Consider the following 16,730-nt stretch of genomic DNA (forward strand, 5'->3'; position numbering starts at 1 on the left):
GCCGTTTGGCCCCACCCGCATAGCGGGTGGTTTCTGATGCGGCGCGCTGCGCGCCCCGCACAGGCTAAAGCCCGTAACAAAAGGCCCCGGCTCGCGATGGAGCCGGGGCCAAAGGCGCAGCGTATGTAGTTGATGTTGAGCGCGAACAGCTCGTCAGCAATGGCCGTCCGCGCCCTACCCTACCCGCGGTTGCGGACGCGGCTGTAGGGCGTATCCACCATGGGCAGATCTGGACGTAGTTTGCCGTCAAACGCGCGGTAGGCGTTCTGCACGGCGGGCGCCGTGGGGATCGTTGCGATCTCGCCGATGCCCTTGCCGCCGTATGCCACGGGCAACAGCTCGTCCTTCTCCACGTAGATAGCGTGGATATCCGGAATCTCGGGTGCACGGAACAGCCCGAGCGTACCGTACCTTGCCTGGGGCACGCAGTCCTTGAGCGGCCAGTCCTCGGTAAGTGCGTAACCCATACCCATGAGCACACCGCCTTCGATCTGACCCTGGATGGAGATGGGGTTGACCACCTTGCCGGAATCGTGCGCGGCGTAGACCTCGCTCACGCGGCCGTCATCATCCAGAATGACCACATGCGTGGCAAAGCCGTAGCAGATATGGCTCTTGGGGTTGGGAACGTCGGCGCCCAGCTTGTCGGTCGGCTCCAGGTACACGTAGCCAAACTCGCATCCCTCGAGCGCCTTGATGGCGGCCGCGGGATCCTGAGGATGCATACCCTGGCCGGCGACGAGCTCCTGCGTGTGCAGCTGATAGGCGCGACCGTCGTCGTACTCGATCTTGACGCCGTCGCCATGCGCACTCACGGGAGCGGCGGGCGCAGACTTGCCGGCCTCGATATCAAGCATGGCATCGCGCAGCAGGAAGGCGGCACCGCGCACGGCCTCGCCGGTCACGACCGTCTGACGCGAGCCAGACGTGGTGCCGGAGTCGGGAGCGTTCTCGGTGGAGCACTCGCCGTTGGCAATGCAGCTCAGCGGCAGACCGCAGGCCTCGGCAACGTCTTGCAAAAAGACGGTGTTGCAGCCCTGGCCGATGTCGGACGTGGCGGCATAGACCACAGCCACGCCGTCCTCGATGCGAATCTTGCAGCGGCCGGCATCGGGCAGGCCAACGCCCACGCCGGCGTTCTTCATGGCGCAGGCGATACCGGCATGTCCGGGATGCGCATAGTAGGCATCCTTGACCTCGAGCAGCGTCTCCTTCAGCGCCGTGGAGCAGTCGGCAATCTGGCCGTTGGGCAAAACCTCGCCCGGCTCGATGGCGTTGCGGTAGCGAATCTCCCACGGATCCAGGCCGACCTTCTCTGCCAGCAGGTCGATCAGGCTCTCGAGCGCAAACTCGGACTGGCAGACGCCAAAGCCGCGGTACGCGCCGGCAGGCGGGTTATTGGTGTAGTAACCAAAGCCGCGAATGTCGGTGTTCTGGTACTTGTAGGGGCCGACGGCATGTGTGCAGGCGCGCTCGAGCACCGGGCCGCACAGCGACGCGTAGGCGCCGGTGTCAAAGTTGATCTCGCAGTCCAATCCGGTAAAGTTGCCCTCGGCGTCGCAGCCCAGCGTAAAGGTGCCGTCCATGGCGTGGCGCTTGGGATGGAACGCGAGCGACTCGGCACGCGTGAGCTTGCACTTCACAGGACGCTGGAACTTATAGGCAGCGAGCGCGGCCAGGTGCTGGATGGACACGTCCTCCTTGCCGCCAAAGCCGCCACCCACGAGCATGGTCTCTACAACCACGCGCTCGGGTTCGCTATCCCAGCCAAACATGTGGGCACACTCTTTGCGCGTATCGTAGGCACCCTGGTCGGTCGACTGCACCTTGACGCCGTTCTTGTACGGGAAGGCAACGGCACACTCGGGCTCCAAGAAGGCATGCTCGGTAAAGGGCGTGGTAAAGCGCTGCGTCACGGTGAACGCGCTTTCGGCCAGTGCCTTGGCGGCGTCGCCGCGCGTCACATGACGGCTCTGGCACACGTTGTCCTTGAGCTCCACTGTGTTGCCAAAGGCAAAGAAGCTGTCATGCAGGCGCGGGGCGTCGGCGGCCCTGGCCTCCACAATGTTGCGCACGGGCTCCAACGGCTCGTAGTCAATCTTTACGAGCTTCTTGGCCTTCTCGAGCGTCGCCTCGTCCTCGGCGACCACCAGCACGATGGCATCGCCCACGCAGCGGGTGATATCGCCCTGAGCGATCATGACGTCCCAGTCCTGGATAAGGTGGCCGACCTGGTTGACCGGCACGTCCTCGGCGCGCAGGATGCCCACCACACCGGGCAGGGCCTCGGCCTTGGAGGTGTCGATGGAGAGCACGCGGGCGCGCGGATACTTGGAGCGCACGGCGCTGGCATAGGTCAGGCCCGGCTGATCGAGCTCGTCGATGTCGTCGGGATACTTGCCCTCGCCGAGCACCTTCTTGCGCACGTCAATACGGAAGGCGCGCTTGCCCACGCCGTAGTCATCGCCGCGCTCCAGGTCCTCGTCGATCTGCTTTTCGCCGCGGAGCACCGCAGCGGCCAGCGAGATGCCCTCGATAATCTTTTTGTAGCCGGTGCAGCGACAGACGTTACCGCGAATGGCGTACTTGATCTGCTCCTCGGTGGGCTCGGGGTCCTCGGCGATGAGCGCCGCACCCGCCATGACCATGCCGGGAATGCAAAAACCGCACTGCACGGCGCCCACGGCGCCAAAGGCGTACACAAAGGCCTCGCGCACGTCCTCGGGCAGGCCCTCGACGGTCACGATGTTGCGGCCGGAGGCAAGAGCGGTGGTCAGCACGCACGCCTTGACGGCCGCACCGTCCACATGGATGGTGCAGGTGCCGCAGGCGCCCTCGGAGCAGCCGTCCTTGGCGGAGTGAATGTGCAGGTCGTCGCGCAGATAGCGCATCAGTGGTTTATTCTCCGTCGTCGTGTGCTCGACACCGTTAACGGTAAAAGTGAATTCCTGTGCCATGGTGATTCCCTTCTACACGCCGGCGGCGATGCCGGTGCGGTCGTGGATGGCGCCATGCGGGCAGACGACGGCGCACATGCCGCACGACAGGCAGTCCACGCCGTCGATATGGGCGCAGTTGTCCACGATGCGGATAGCGCCGGCAGGGCACTTTTTGGCGCACATACCGCAACCGATGCAGCTCGTGTCGCAGACCTTGCGCGCAATGGCACCCTTATCGGTGTTGTTGCAGCGCACCAGAATGTTCTGGTAGCCGGGGACGAAGGCAATCACGCGCTGCGGGCACGCCATGCCGCACAGGCCACAGCCCGTGCACTTGGAGCGGTCCACGCGGGCGATGCCATCGACCAGCGCAATGGCGCCGTGGGGGCAGGCCGTGACGCAGGCGCCACAGCCAATGCAGCCTTCGCTGCAGCGGGCGTCGCCGCCTGCGGAAGCACAGCCGCTTCCGCAGGCAACGTAGGCCACATTATGTTGAATGGATTTGGCCATAAGAGACTCGCCTATTTCTTAAGAAGGTACGAATAGTTGTCGCGCACAGCCCTGATGGTCAGGCGGACGGCCTCGGGAAGACCGGTGTTGACGGCATCGACCGAGACGTTGCGGACCGTGCCGGCGACGCGGACCTTAAAGTGGTCCTCGTCCACAGCCAGGAAGCCCTCGTTCTCGGAGTTCTCCATGTCCTGCTCGCTCCAGAACAGGGTGAGCTTGTCCTTGTAGGGACGGCCCTCCTGGTAGGGGCAGAACACAGCGCAGTTGCCGCACTCGTTGCACATGCCGTCGACGTGGACGACCTGATGCTTGGCCAGGCCCGGCACCTTAATTGCCACGTTGGCGCGGTTGGGGCACACGTCGCAGCAGACCTCGCACACCGAGCCGCAGCCCAGGCAGCGGGTCTTGGTGCAGTTGCGCTTGTCGCGGCACAGCGACCCCTTGCGCTCGTAGCAGGTGTCCTCGCGGCCGGCCTGCTCGTTGCAGTCGGCGTACTTGTTAAAGTCCACACCGGCGATGGCACGGGCGACCTCGGCGGCATCGGCGATAGCCTCGACCACGGTGGCAGGACCGCGACGGCAGTCGCCGGCAGCCCAAACGCCCTCGACGCCGGTGGAGGTGGCGGCAAGACGACCGCGACGGTCGTGCTCGACGCCCGCGGCATCGTACAGGCTGGCATCGATGCCCTCGCCCACGGCGCAGATCACCGTGGTGGCGGAAAGCTCGACGGTCTCGCCCGTGGCGACGGGGCTGCGACGGCCGCTTGCATCCGGCTCGCCGAGCTCCATGACGTCGCAGGTCAGCACGGAGCCGTTGAGTGCCTTGGGCGCCAGCAGCTCGCAGAGCTCAACGCCGTCGGCAAGAGCAAGATCGAGCTCTTCCTCGTCGGCGGGCATCTGCTTCTTGGTGCGGCGATACACCAGGCGCACGTTCTTCACACCAGCCAGACGCTTGGCCACGCGGGCCGCGTCCATGGCGGTGTTGCCGGCGCCAATGACCACGACGTCCTCGCCCAGCTCGAGTTTCTCGCCCTTCTTGGCGGCCTCGAGGAACTCCAGCACATCGAGCTCGGCACCCTCGCCCAGGCCCGCAGAGCCGGGCATCCAGGCACCGGTGGCCACGACCACGTCGGTAAAGCCCTGGTCCTTGAGCTCGTCGATGGACTCCACGCGGGCGTTGAACTGAACCTTGGCGCCAAAGGCCAGGCAGAGCTCGACATCGTGGGAGATATCGTCGCTCGCAATGCGGAACTCGGGGATCACGTGGCGAACCACGCCGCCGAGAGAGTCGCGGGCCTCAAAGATGGTGACGGGCACGCCGGCACGCGTCAGGAAGAACGCCGTCGCCAGGCCGGCCGGGCCGCCGCCGATAACGGCAACGTTGCGCTCACCGTCGTTGGCGATGGCCTGGGCGCGCAGCTTGGGCAGCACGGCGGTCATGGCCTCACGGGCGGCCTTGAGCTTGCTGGCGCGAATCTGGGCACCCTCGGGCTCGTAGAACGCACGCTCGCAGGCACGACCGCAGGGATGCGGGCAGATGGTGCCGGTAATAAACGGCAGGGCGTTGCGCTCGATGATGATGTTGAGTGCGTCCTCGTAGCGACCCTCGTCAACAGCCGCCAGATAGGCGGGAATATCCTGTTGGATGGGGCAGCTCGTGCGGCACGGCGTGGTAAAGCAGTCGGAAAGCGGGCTCTTGCCGGCGACCTTGCGGTCGGGCAGCGGACGCAGCGGCTTCTTGTAGAGCGGGTTGGTGAGCGAGTCAGCCTGAATCGCGGTCACAGCCTTGAGAGAGACGCCCGCGAACGGCTTGCCGTCCAGATCGCCAAATTCGCCGGCCATCTGACTAAAGCGCTCGTAGCCACCGGGCTTGAGCACGTCGGTCGCCAGGGTAACGGGCCAAATGCCGGCATCGTACAGGGCGCGGATGTTGTAGACCGTGGCACCGCCGGAGTAGCTGATGCGCAGCTTGCCGTCAAACTGCTCGGTAATGCGGCGGGCAGCCTCGATGGTCAGCGAGAACAGCGAACGGCCGGACATGTACATCTCGGTAGAGGGCAGCTCGTTCCTCGTCACGTCGACGGGGAACGTGTTGGTCAGCTTGACGCCAAACTCCAGGCCGCGCTCGGCGCACAGGGCGATCAGGCGCTCGAACATAGGCACGGCATCGGCCCACTGCAGGTCCTCGCGGAAGTGCGTGTCATCGAAGACGATGTAGTCAAAGCCCAGCTCGTTGAGGCGCTGACGTGCAAACTCATAGCCCAGCAGCGTGGGGTTGCACTTGATGTAGGTGTTGAGGCCCTTCTCGGTGATCAGATAGGTCGCGATGCGCTCGATCTCCGCCGGCGGGCAGCCGTGCAGGGTAGACTCGGTGATGGAGTTGGAGACGCGTGCCGGGATGGACTCGACAAACGCGGCGTCGACATGCTCAAACTTGTCCAGGTTGGCGAGCGCCCACGTGCGGCACTCGTTCCAAACCTCGGAGCCGCTGGCGTCCTTCATGCCCTCGATGTAGGCATCGACCTTGGGGCTCTTGATGCCCTCGAGGTCATAGCCCACGGACATGTTGAAGACAAAGCCGTCCGGGCTTCCCAGGCCGTACTCGCGAGCGATGAGGTGGCAGGCGAACCATGCCTTCACGTACTCGGCAAAGGCCTGCGGAACCTCGAGCTCGGTCGACCACTCGCAGTTGTAGCACTCGTCCTGTGCCACGATGCAGGGCTTGTTCACACACTTGGAGAGCTCCTCGCCGTCCATAACCTGAACGGTCTTGAGCTCAAAGAAGCGGGAACCGGCCACGTAGGATGCCACGATGTTCTGGGCCAACTGCGTATTGGGACCGGCGGCCGGGCCAAACGGAGTCTCGATGCGCTCGTCAAAAATGGGAAGCGCGCCCTCCTGGTTGGTCGTGACCATCTTGCGCACGCCAAAGACGGCGCCCTGAGTCTTGTGCTCCTCGATGATCCAGTTCATCAGCTGCGAAAACGGGATCGGCCTCATGATGTCGCTCATAATGAGTTCCTCTCTGTAACGCCCGGCGAGACCGCGCGGCGGGCGCAAATACGGTGTAGCGCTAGCACAGCGCCGGCGACCCCGCGGAGGCCGCCTATGCGCGCGCCGGATGTGGCGAAACATCCGACGCGCGCGAATCTACTTGTGAATTAGTAGGTGCGATCGTTGAGCGTGCTCCAGAGCTTCTTGGACTCGGCCATGGTCCACGCGTTGATCTTGTCCTCATCAATGCCAACGAACTCGCGATCCTTGTACAGGACGCGGCCGTTGATGATGGTGGTGCGGCAGTTTTTGCCCATCATGCCAAAGAGCATGTGGCCGTCGATATTCTCCTCGCTCAGCGGCGTAAAGGGCTTGTAGTCCATAACGATAACGTCGGCGGCAGCGCCGGCCTCGAGCACACCGAGCTTGCGATCGAAGTACTTGCTCGCCATCTTGGCGTTGTTCTCGAACAGCATCGTCATGGCCTCGCACCAGCCCACGTTGGGCATGGCGGCGTTGTGGCGCTGAATAATCAGGAAGACCTTAAGGCTCTCGAGCATATCGTGGGTGTAGGCGTCGGTGCCCATGCACACGGGGATGCCGCGGCGGAAGAACTCGAGCACGGGGGCGCAGCCCACGGCGTTGCCCATATTGGATTCGGGGTTGTTGACCAGCCAAGTGCCGGACTCCTTGACGATATCCATCTCGGCAGGCGTCACGTGGATGCAGTGGCCCAGCATGGTGTCGGGACCCAGCAGGTTGTGCTGCAGCAGGCGCTCGACGGGGCTGATGCCACCGCGGTTGAGGCGGGAGTCCCACACGTCGTTCATGCCCTCGCACACATGGATGTGGAAGCCGGTCAGGCCGTTGTTGGCCTCGGCCATCTTATCCATGGTCTCGTCCGAAAGCGTAAAGGTAGCATGTCCGCCAAACATGGCGGCGATCATGTGGTTGTCGTTATCGCGACGCTCCTTGGCGGCCCACTGGGCAAATTCGGCGTTCTCGGCAATGGCCTGGTCGCACTTTTCCTGGCCGCGGCGATCGGAGACCTCGTAGCACAGGCACGAACGCATGCCCAGCTCCTGAGCTGCATCCTTAATGGTAAAGAGGCTTCCCGGGATCTCGCAGAAGCTCGCATGGTGATCGAAGATCGTGGTGACGCCATCACGGATGGAGTCCAAAATCGTGGCATAGGCGCTGGCCTTGGTGCCGTCGAGCGTCAGGTTGTCGTCGATCTTCCACCACTGCTGCTCAAGATTCTCCAGGAAGTTGGTGGGGTTGCAGCCCTTAATGGCGAGGCCGCGGGCCAGACCCGAGTAGATGTGGGTGTGGCAGTTGATGAGTCCGGGCATGATGAGGTTGCCCCGGGCGTCGACGTACTCGGCATCCGGGTACTTGGCCTTGAGCTCGCACTCGGGGCCCACTTCGACGATCGTATCTCCGTCAATGGCGACCGCACCGTTGGGGATGAACGGGGCCTGAGCGTTGCGGGTAAAGACGGAACCGTTAGCGACCAGAAGCATGGATGCTCCCTTCGACATCAGAGGCGGGGTTTGACACCTCTGACATGGCGGAGTTCGAAGCGCCGGCCTACACCGGAAACGGGCCCTCTCCCGTCAACGCTTCACCAAAGGGACAAACCCTTTGAAGTGCGGCTTGGTGCCGCATGGCGTCGGCGGACGAGGCGATGCGTCCGCCGACGAATAGCACCGAATTGGTTACTTCTTGCTCTCGGGCAAGACCAGATCCACGGCAGCGTCCTTGGCAGCATCGATGTGCTGAGCCACGACCGGCGTCTGCGGAAGGATCAGGTTAAGGACAATGGCCATGATGGCGGTGGGGGTTACGGCATTGGAGCCGATGACGGTGGACACCCAGGCGGGCATACCCTCGCCGGCAAGGCAACCGCTGGCCATCCAGATACCCAGGCCAAAGACGACCGAGGTGCCGACGATGGTGGTGGTGCGCTGCGTGAGGCCCTCGCGGGTGAACATGCGCACGCCGTTCATGGTGATGGTGCCAAAGACGCCGACGGTCGCGCCGCCGATGACGGGCTGCGGGATAGCGGAAAGGACGGCAGAGAGCTGCGGGAACAGACCGGCGACGGCAAAGACGGCCGCAATGATCACAAAGACCCACTTGTTGACGACCTTGTTGGAGCAGATGATGCCCACGTTCTGGCCAAGGGCGCTGGTGGGAAGACCGCCCAGCAGACCGCCGACCATAGAGGTGAGGCCCTGGGACACAATAGCGCCGGAGAGCTCGCGCTCGGTAGGCATACGGTCGATGGAGCCCAGGCAGGCGGCGGAGACGTCACCGATAACCTGGATGGCAACCATGGGGAACACGACGGCGAGGGTAATGCAGACCTCGGGATCAAACTCGAGCGCGTAGGGCATGAGCTTGGGAAGGGCGAAGACCTGAGCGGTGGCGACGCTGGAGAAGTCGATCATGCCAAAGGGGATCGAAACGATCATGCCAACGATCATGCCAAAGAACACGGATCCCAGCTTGAGCGAGCCCTTGCCAAAGTTGGCGAGCGCAAAGACCACAGCGAAGGTGATAAGAGCGACGCACCATGCCTGCGGGGTGCCCCACAACGGCGTGCCCATGCCACCGGCCATGTACTTGACGGCCGTGGGATAGAGAGAGACGCCAATGGAGAAGATGACCGTACCGGTCACGACGGGCGGGAACAGCCACTTAATCTTGCTGTAGGCCAGACCAAAGAGGACCGCGACGGCACCGCCAACGATCTCGCCGCCCAGCAGCGCGCCAAAACTAAAGCCCGAGGCGCCCATGGCCTGAAGGGCCGGCAGGAACGCGAACGAAACGCCCATGACGATGGGCAGGCCGCCGCCAATGCGACGGAAGGGAGCGAAGGCCTGAAGGGCCGTGTCGATTGCCGAAAGAATGAGTGCAACCTGAATGATGTCGGTGCTCTGCTGGCTATTAAAGCCGTAGACGCCGGCCATGATGACCGCCGGGGTAATGATGCCGGCAAACGATGCCAGTACGTGCTGAAGGGCACACGGGATCATTTCCTTAACGGGAGGCATGCCTTCGCGAGTGAACAGGGCTTCAGTGCCGTTCGTAACCGTCTCCTGGGTCATTTGACCACCAATCCTCGAAGTAGTTGTTTTCGCATCTAACGCTCTATTGTGACGCAGTGCGGGGTTGAGGTTGTGCCTTCATTGCATATCGTATTAAAGATGATTCTCATTCTCAATAATAATTTTTTGTTATCAGACTATTCTTCAGCTGAAATAACGCATTTCCGCAGGTCAGGAAAGTGTCTGGTCAAAATAGCATCTAACTTTTCTTTTGGTCAACCGTTTACCGCTAAATTCCTACCGTTCGTCTGCATTACGCAATGTACCTGCGGATATACGAGATGATGGGCAGCGTGTTACCATGAGAAAAAATTGTTATGAACATTTCCGATTTCACCCAAAGGAGTTGCCCGTGAACGAGACCGTACGTCGCTTTTTGCCGATGGTCGATTTTCTGGAGCAGATACTCGGCAAAAACAGCGAAATCGTGCTGCACGATTTCTCGGATCCCGACCACGCCATCGTTGATATTCGCAACGGCATCGTGAGCGGCCGCAAGGTCGGCGGTCCCGCCACCGATCTGGCACTCAAGATCATGCACGACGCCAAGTATCGCGACCTGCCGTTTATTACGGGCTACGAGGGGCGCGGTGCCGGCGGCAAGACGTTGGAGTCAGCGACGTACTTTATCCGCGAGAATGACGAGATCGTCGGTATGCTCTGCGTTAACACCGACCTCTCGACTGTGCGCTCCATCAACGCCATGGCGCAGCAGCTCATGGCGTGCTTCGACGCGGCGCCGACGCGCACGGAGCCCGCCCCTATCGAGGTCGAAAGCCTTTCGGAGTCCACACAGGAGCTCATCGACCGCAGCATTGCCGAGTTGCTGAGCGCGCGCGGGCTGGATGTAGCGTCGCTTGGTCAGAGCGACCGCGTGGACGTCATTCGCCACCTCAACGGTAACGGGGTGTTCATGCTCAAGGGCGCCGTGGCCTGCGCCGCCTCCGCGCTGGGCATCTCAGAGCCCAGCGTCTATCGCTACCTGCAAAAAGTTCGTAAGGAGGGCTAACGGGCAAAATGGAGCGCGGCTCCACAAGCGATCCGTCACTTGACAAAAGACCCTGCAGCTCGCACGCGCTGCAGGGTCTTTTTGCATGTCATGTTTAGTTGTGGCCAACGCCTTAGAGAGCGGCGACGACCTCGATCTCGACCAGACCGCCAGCCGGAAGGGCGGCAACCTGGAAAGCGCTGCGCGCGGGGAACGGGGCCTCGAACTTGGAGGCGTAGATCTCGTTCACGGCGGCGAAGTCGGCGATGTCGGCCAGGTAGACCGTGGTCTTGACGACATCGGCAAAGGTGGCGCCGGCAGCGGTCAGCAGGGCCTCGACGTTGGCGAGGGACTGCTTGGCCTGGGCCTCGACGCCCTCGGGCATCTTGCCAGTTGCGGGATCGATGCCCAGCTGGCCGGACAGGAACACCATGTTGCCGGCCTGGATACCGGGGGAATACGGGCCGATGGCTGCGGGTGCGTTATCGGAAGACACGACGGTCTTGCTCATGTTTTTCTCCTTACGATCAATTGAGAGAGCGTGAGCGCGGTGTTCACACCGGGAGGCACAGTTCGGTCTGAACACCGCGCTTGATTGGGATAGTACTCAAGGTTTCTGTTTGATGCAAGAATATTATCAGCTTGCGAGAATATTTTATCGACCAACGGTTTCCCCGAACCGCTGAACGGTTCTCATGTGGAGCAGCCAGTCCAAGCTGCTGAAGACTTTGTCCTGCTTAGGCTGCGGGCGTCGCCCACCGCAGCGACGCCACTATACTTTTGAGTGTCTGAGCATTTTGAAAGGCAGGATATGACCGCAACCGCCAGTCGAACCACCAACCGCAGACCCGAGCTTTTAGCGCCCGCCGGAGGACCCGAGCCCTTTGCCGCCGCACTCGCCGCTGGCGCTGATGCCATCTACTGCGGCATGGGCAGCTTCAACGCCCGCCGCAAGGCCACCAACTTTACCGACGAGGCCTTTGAGCAAGCCTGCCGCGCCGCACATCTAGCCGGGTCGCGCGTCTACGTCACGGTCAACATCGTCATCAAGCAGTCCGAGATGGACGATGCGCTGCAACTCATCTATCGCTGCTCCACGCTGGGCGCCGACGCCTTCATTATCCAGGACTGGGGTCTGTTCTTTGAAGTCAAGCGCACCATGCCCGGCATCGAGACGCACATCTCAACCCAAGCAAACATCCACGACGACCGCGGAACCCTTTGGTGCCGTGAGCAGGGCGCCGACCGAGTGACCTTGTCGCGCGAGCTCTCCATTGACGAGATCGCCGCCATCCACGACGCCGCACCCGATGTGGACCTCGAGGTCTTTAGCCACGGTGCCATCTGCTTTTGTTACTCGGGCCTGTGCCTGCTCTCGAGCTTTGCCATGGCGGGCCGCTCGGCCAACCGCGGCATGTGCGCCCAGCCCTGCCGCCTGCCCTACGAGCTGATCGACGAGAACGGCCGCTCGCTCTCCCCTGCCGGTCGCGAGCGTGCGCTATGCCCGCGCGACACCAACACTTCGCAGCTTGTTCGCCGTCTGTATGACGCCGGCGCCGCATCGCTCAAGCTCGAGGGCCGCATGAAGGCCCCTGATTACGTGTACTCCATCGTCGACGTGTATCGTCATCAGATTGATGACATGCTGGCCGATGTTTCGACCTCCAAGGATGAGGATGCAGCCCGTCAGCGACAGCTCAAGCGCTGCTTTAACCGCGACTTTACGCACGCCTACCAAGACGGTACCTCGGGTGACGAGATGATGAGCTACGAGCGCTCCAACAACCGCGGCCAGATCGTGGGCACGGTGCTGGGCAGCCGCCCGGCCAACCGCGATGTGCGCGGCCTCAAGCCCGACGACCGCCGTCGCCGCGCCGCCATCGCCCGCATTGAGTTGTTTGAGCCCGTGGGCAAGGGCGACCTGCTGGAGCTTCGTCACGATAACGAGTTTGACCAGTTCCTGACCACCATTGCCGCCGATGATGCCGCCGCAGGCGACATCATCGAGTGCCGCGTGCCCCGCAGCATGCCCGAGGGCTGCCGCGTGCGCGTGATTCGAAGCCAGCGCGCCATTGACGCCGCCGGGGCTGCGCTCAAACGCGATGTGCTGCGCCGCCGCGCCGTAGACGTGTCCGTTGTGGCGCGTCTGGGCGAGCCGTTTACCGTTACGCTCACCTGCTGCGACGACCCTTCGCTTACGGCCACGGCCACGGGCTTTACCGTCGAGGCTGCCAAGACCCGCGCCGTCGAGGCATCCGATCTGGTTGAGCACGTCGGGCGCATGGGCTCCTCTCCCCTTGAGGCCGCAAGCTTTGACGTTTCGCTCGACGCCGGCTGCGGTATGGGCTTTTCCGCCGTGCACAAGGTGCGCGCCGCCGCTTGTAAGGCGCTGGAAGAGGCCATTCTGGCACCGTACGAGGAGCGCGCGAAAACGCTCGAGCTGCCGGCGATTGTAACCAGTGATTCCCGCCCCGCGCCCGAGCACTACCGCGATGAGCCGCAGATCTGCGCCACCGTCACCTCGCTCGAGGCCGCCGAGGCCGCTCGCGCCGAGGGTGTAACGCGCATCTACATGACCACCGACGCGCTCGATGCGGCCGAGCTCTCCCCCGCCGATGCATTTGAGCAGGGCATCGTACCCGTGCTCGACGAGGTCTGCCGCGCCGTTGACCACGTACGCGTCGACCCGTGGGTTGTTGCCGGCGCCACGGTCGCTATTGGCAACATCTCTGAGCTTGCCCTGGCCGCCCAGGTTGGCGCCACGGCCGAGATTCGCTCTTGCCTGCCGGTGCACAACACGCCCTGCATGGAGGCGCTTGCCGGGCGCGGAGCCGGTGCGTTTTGGCTCTCGCCCGAGATCACGCTCGACGAGATTGTCTCGCTCGGCGCCGCCGCGCCCGCGGCTCTGGGCATCACCGTCTTTGGCCGCCCGCGCGTCATGACAAGCGAGCATTGCATTCTGCAGGTTGCCAACGGCTGCATCCACGATTGCGCCAACTGCCGCCTGCGTGCCCGCAAACTCTCGCTCAAGAATATCGACGGAAAGGTCATGCCGGTGCGTACCGACATCCACGGCCGCTCTCGCCTGTACGATGCCTACCCCATCGACCTCACGCCGCAGGTTCCTCAGCTGCTCGATGCTGGCGTGCGTCGTCTCATGGTCGACGGAACCCTGCTCGAGGCCGATGAGATTGGCCGTGCCGTCGCTCGCGTCCGTCGCGCCGTCGAGGCTGCTCAAGCCGGCCGCAAGCCTGCCGCCCGTCTGCGCGGGGCGACCTCGGGCTGCATGTTTGTGGGAATCAGTTAACCGAAAGGCTTACACGTGAACGAAGAACCTCAAGTCCTCTACTGCGACGCCTGGCTCATGGCCATCGACAAGCCCGCAGGCATGATCGTCCACGGTGACGGCACCGGCGAGCGCACACTTACCGACTACGCCAGCGACCTGCTGCTGGCGATGGGCGACGGCTTTGCCGCGACCGACATGCAGCCGCTCAATCGCCTGGACCGTGACACCACCGGCGTGGTGCTGTTCTCGCTCGACAAGCAGACGCAGCCCGCCTTTGACCAGATGGTCATCGAACACGCGTTCGAAAAACACTATCTGGCGCTCGCCGAGGGCAAAATCGACTGGAACGAGAAGCTCATCGACAAGCCCATCGCGCGCGACCGCCACGACAGCCGAAAGATGCGCGTCGGCGCCAGCGGCAAGCCGTCTCAAACGCGCGTGAAGGTGCTCAAGCGCCTTAAGAGCCGTCGTGGCCTGCCCGCGCGCTCGTATATCGATGTCGAGTTGCTCACCGGCCGCAAGCATCAGATTCGCGTGCACCTGGCAAGCGAGCGTCATCCCCTAGTTGGCGACGACCTGTACGGAACGCCGCGCCCCTGCGGCCTCATGCTCCATGCCCACAGCGTGTCCTTCACGCATCCCGTAACCGGCGAGCATATCTATATCGAAGCCCCCTGCCCCTGGGAGCCCTAAACCACCACAATGGGGACAGGCACCTTCGCGGTGGTTTTGGCCTTAGCCCGTCCCCTGCTGTTAGACCGTGATGACGTTGTCCATTGCCCGGTACTTGGCGGGGACATCGCCTGCGGTAATAATCGTTGCGTCACGGAAGTCCGCGAACTTGACGGGCGCCACCATGCCAAATTTACTGGCGTCCGAGATTACGAAGCGTTTGGCCGTATGGCGCATCGAGATGCGCTTGACCTGCGCCTCCTCGATATCGGGCGCCGTGAAGCCCTGCTCGGCGGCAATGCCGTTAGAACCCCAAAAGCCGCAGTTGAAGTTGTAGCGGTCTAAGGTTGCCAAAGCATCGGGGCCAACGAGTGCCTCGGTCTCGGGCTTGAGCTCGCCGCCCAACACCACGGTGCGCATGCCGCGCAAAGCGAGGTGCTGAGCATGGAGCACGGAATCGGTCACATAGGTGACATCTTCAAGGTGTGGAAGATGCTCGATGAGCTTGAGCGCCGTCGAGCCCGAGTCGATGTATACAAAGCTCTCGGGCTCCACAAGCGCCGCCGCACGGGCGCAGATACGCTCCTTGTCGTCGTTATGGAGGTCGCTGCGCTCGTTGAGCGTTAGGTCACGCGTCACGTGCGCGCGCTCAAGACTCGTCGCTCCGCCGTGGACCTTGGCGATGCGGTGTGCTCGATCGAGCGTCTGAAGGTCGCGCCGAATGGTGGACGCCGTCACGCCCAAGGCCTCAGCAAGCTCCGGCACAGTAACCGAGCCAGCCTGCTGCACCATCGACACAATCGCATTGAGCCTATCTTCCGCTAGCATCGTTTACTCCTCCTCGGGGTACACGACTCCCCAGTCGGCGCGAAGCTTGGTCATAAGCTCCATAACATCAGAAGCATATTCCAGCAGCTCGCGCTTGGAGTCGTCGCCGGCAACGGCCTTCTCAAGATCGGCCATCTCATAGCAAAGGGCGTAAGCCTCGAAGCCCGCGTGGACCTCCTCGCGGTGGCCGTCCGCAGTCCACACGATGGTCGCATGATCGGCGCGCGGATACTCGTTGACCTCGATATAGCACTTATCGAAGCTAATAATCGAGCGCTTGGGTTGCTTGGAGTGGAGCGTGAGGCTCACAACACCCAGCTGCTGCTCGGCATTACGGCAGACGATGCCGCCCGCAACGTCAACACCGGTCTCACAGGTGTTGCCCAACGAAACGACCTCAATGGGCTGGCTTGCCATAAAGATACGCATGACGGACAGGGCATACACGCCAATGTCGAGCATGGCACCGCCAGCAAGGTTGCGGTTGTAGAAGCGATTGGTCAGATCGCCGTACTCCTTGTAGCTACCAAAGTTGAGCTGGGCGAGGTTCATGCGGCCAAACTCGCCGGCATCCATGCGACGGCGCAGCTCTTGATACAAGGGCATATGAAGCACCGTGGTGGCGTCCATGAGGACCACGTTTTGCTCGTCGGCAATGGCACGTGCCTCGTCGAGCTCGGCGGAGTTAAGGGTAATGGCCTTCTCGCAGAGCACGTGCTTGCCAGCCGCCAGAGCGGCGCGCAGGTAGGTGATATGCGTGTTATGCGGGGTGGTGATATAGACTGCGTCAATGTTCGGATCGGCGTAGAGGTCATCGACCGTTTCATAGACCTTCTCGATGCCATACTGCTCAGCAAAAGCCTGAGCCTTGGACAGCGTACGGTTGGCGACGCCCGCAAGCTTGCGGCCGGCAAGAGCGAGAGACTGGGCCATCTGGTTGGCGATAACGCCGCACCCGATCACAGCCCAGCGGAGCTCGGGGGCAGTAAAAATATCGTTGGGGAACGGCTGATCCTGGACCGAGGCAAACGCCGCCTTAGCGGCTGCTTCGGCGTCGAGCGGAGCCTGTTTGAAATCTGCCATGATGTGCCTCCTGAGTCATCGGAAGTCCTTCATTTCTAACAGTCCTATATTCGCACAATTGCGCGCGCATCTGCTCGTGTTTGCGTGTTTATTTGCTAATCGGTCATTATTTAACCATAGGTAGCAGATGTTTGCGCGGTTATGCGTGTTATCGCGCAAGGCTATGCGCGCAAATGCGCATGCGACGATCCTCATGAAACATAAAAGGGCGGAACACCATAGCCATAAAAGACAGAGTAGGCCGTATTACTCCACCCCTCTGGGGACATCAGACATCAAAGGACCGTCCCAAACTGCCGGCACATAGGGACGTCC

Annotated in this window: 11 protein-coding genes; 3 read left to right on the plus strand and 8 right to left on the minus strand. The window is 62.5% G+C overall.

Annotation, left to right across the window (positions count from 1 at the left end; all coding sequences use genetic code 11):
- Positions 1-179: 179 nt before the first annotated feature.
- The 5 genes from xdh to ACESUZ_RS01885 all read right to left on the minus strand — a co-directional run bounded on the left by xdh (position 180) and on the right by ACESUZ_RS01885 (position 9,555).
- A complete protein-coding gene (xdh, locus tag ACESUZ_RS01865) occupies positions 180-2,957 on the minus strand; it encodes a selenium-dependent xanthine dehydrogenase (protein WP_373198145.1) in 2,778 nt (925 codons plus the stop codon).
- A 12-nt stretch (positions 2,958-2,969) separates the two neighbouring features.
- On the minus strand, positions 2,970-3,449 hold the full coding sequence (locus ACESUZ_RS01870) for a 4Fe-4S binding protein (protein ID WP_368137323.1): 480 nt from the start codon (positions 3,447-3,449) through the stop codon (positions 2,970-2,972).
- 11 nt (positions 3,450-3,460) lie between these two features.
- A complete protein-coding gene (gene ygfK / locus ACESUZ_RS01875; protein WP_373198146.1) occupies positions 3,461-6,460 on the minus strand; it encodes a putative selenate reductase subunit YgfK in 3,000 nt (999 codons plus the stop codon).
- A gap of 149 nt (positions 6,461-6,609) precedes the next feature.
- Positions 6,610-7,965, minus strand: a complete 1,356-nt coding sequence (gene ssnA / locus ACESUZ_RS01880) for a putative aminohydrolase SsnA (protein WP_195625322.1) — start codon at positions 7,963-7,965, stop codon at positions 6,610-6,612.
- A gap of 195 nt (positions 7,966-8,160) precedes the next feature.
- Positions 8,161-9,555, minus strand: coding sequence for a uracil-xanthine permease family protein (locus ACESUZ_RS01885; protein ID WP_373198147.1), 1,395 nt, complete (start codon positions 9,553-9,555; stop codon positions 8,161-8,163).
- A gap of 352 nt (positions 9,556-9,907) precedes the next feature.
- On the opposite strand from ACESUZ_RS01885, the gene ACESUZ_RS01890 reads away from it, so the two are divergent.
- A complete protein-coding gene (locus tag ACESUZ_RS01890; RefSeq protein ID WP_253276019.1) occupies positions 9,908-10,564 on the plus strand; it encodes a helix-turn-helix transcriptional regulator in 657 nt (218 codons plus the stop codon).
- Between the two features lie 112 nt (positions 10,565-10,676).
- Here ACESUZ_RS01890 and ACESUZ_RS01895 read toward each other — a convergent pair whose 3' ends face one another.
- A complete protein-coding gene (locus ACESUZ_RS01895) occupies positions 10,677-11,054 on the minus strand; it encodes a RidA family protein (protein WP_055285184.1) in 378 nt (125 codons plus the stop codon).
- Between the two features lie 300 nt (positions 11,055-11,354).
- On the opposite strand from ACESUZ_RS01895, the gene ACESUZ_RS01900 reads away from it, so the two are divergent.
- Both ACESUZ_RS01900 and ACESUZ_RS01905 read left to right on the plus strand, forming a co-directional pair.
- Entirely contained in the window at positions 11,355-13,850 is a 2,496-nt protein-coding gene (locus ACESUZ_RS01900) for a U32 family peptidase (protein ID WP_373198148.1), read from the plus strand.
- Positions 13,851-13,865: 15 nt separating this feature from the next.
- Positions 13,866-14,525, plus strand: coding sequence for an RluA family pseudouridine synthase (locus ACESUZ_RS01905; RefSeq protein WP_373198149.1), 660 nt, complete (start codon positions 13,866-13,868; stop codon positions 14,523-14,525).
- Positions 14,526-14,585: 60 nt separating this feature from the next.
- Here the strand turns inward: ACESUZ_RS01905 and ACESUZ_RS01910 are convergent, their stop codons facing one another.
- Positions 14,586-15,332 carry a DeoR/GlpR family DNA-binding transcription regulator gene (locus tag ACESUZ_RS01910; RefSeq protein ID WP_373198150.1) on the minus strand — a complete coding sequence of 249 codons (747 nt, stop codon included), beginning with the start codon at positions 15,330-15,332 and terminating at the stop codon, positions 14,586-14,588.
- A gap of 3 nt (positions 15,333-15,335) precedes the next feature.
- On the minus strand, positions 15,336-16,415 hold the full coding sequence (locus ACESUZ_RS01915; protein ID WP_373198151.1) for a Gfo/Idh/MocA family protein: 1,080 nt from the start codon (positions 16,413-16,415) through the stop codon (positions 15,336-15,338).
- Positions 16,416-16,730: the final 315 nt, after the last annotated feature.

It is taken from the genome of Collinsella aerofaciens ATCC 25986 (genome assembly GCF_964239575.1).
GTDB lineage: Bacteria > Actinomycetota > Coriobacteriia > Coriobacteriales > Coriobacteriaceae > Collinsella > Collinsella aerofaciens_BQ.